The sequence below is a fragment of the Bergeyella anatis genome (assembly GCF_036016955.1).
Lineage (GTDB): Bacteria > Bacteroidota > Bacteroidia > Flavobacteriales > Weeksellaceae > JAYWXI01.
In genome coordinates, this window is record NZ_JAYWXI010000194.1 from 1 (window position 1) to 307 (window position 307).

Annotated in this window: 1 rRNA gene; it reads right to left on the reverse strand. The window is 45.0% G+C overall.

Features of this window, described 5'->3' with window-relative positions:
- Positions 1 to 307 (reverse strand): 23S ribosomal RNA (locus VQ048_RS13140); the annotation flags it as partial.

A 307-nucleotide genomic window follows, 5' to 3' on the forward strand; every position in this document is an offset into this window, starting at 1 on the left:
TTCACCTTTCCTTCACAGTACTTGTTCACTATCGGTCTTTCAGGAGTATTTAGCCTTGGAGGATGGTCCCCCCATATTCAGACAGGATTTCACGTGTCCCGCCCTACTCTTGTATCATCTAAATATGCCTTTCATGTACGGGGCTATCACCCTCTATGGCCACTCTTTCCAAAGTGTTCTATTAAACATATATAAACTTTTGGGCTAATCCGCTTTCGCTCGCCACTACTTACGGAATCTCTTCGATTTCTTTTCCTCCGGGTACTTAGATGTTTCAGTTCTCCGGGTTTGCTCTGCTTGCGCAGTA